Source organism: Stenotrophomonas sp. 10N36, from assembly GCF_056395005.1.
Genome location: NZ_JBFTIS010000050.1, coordinates 1 through 497 on the forward strand (window position 1 = coordinate 1; position 497 = coordinate 497).

Annotated in this window: 2 tRNA genes; both read right to left on the bottom strand. The window is 60.4% G+C overall.

Annotated elements, in window-relative coordinates:
* Positions 1–67: 67 nt before the first annotated feature.
* Positions 68–143, bottom strand: a tRNA-Ala gene (locus AC1DCJ_RS20310).
* A 228-nt stretch (positions 144–371) separates the two neighbouring features.
* Positions 372–447 (bottom strand) — tRNA-Glu (locus AC1DCJ_RS20315).
* Between the last annotated feature and the right edge of the window lie 50 nt (positions 448–497).

Below are 497 nucleotides of genomic sequence, written 5' to 3' on the forward strand. Positions count from 1 at the left end.
GCCTCTAGACGATGGGGACGCGTTAAACCGAATTTGTCTTCTATCGGACGGCCTGTGTCCGGAGAAGTGGTGGAGCCAGGCGGGATCGAACCGCCGACCTCCTGCATGCCATGCAGGCGCTCTCCCAGCTGAGCTATGGCCCCACGTTGATGCTGCGAGCCGCCTATCATAGCGATGGTTTTGCTGGATGGGAAGCTTTTTGTTTCGTCCCGGTGCATGCCGGTGGGTGGTCGGCGTGCTGGGGTGTCCCGCATGTGCCATGCCGACCAACGGTCGGCATCTACCCGTATGTGCCGTTTCGGCCAATGGCCGACATTTACCGGGCACACAAACAAAAACCCCCGGCAGTGCCGGGGGCTGTTGTTTGTAGCTGGCGTCCCCACGGGGATTCGAACCCCGGTCGCCACCGTGAAAGGGTGATGTCCTAGGCCTCTAGACGATGGGGACGCGTTAAACCGAATTTGTCTTCTATCGGACGGCCTGTGTCCGGAGAAGTG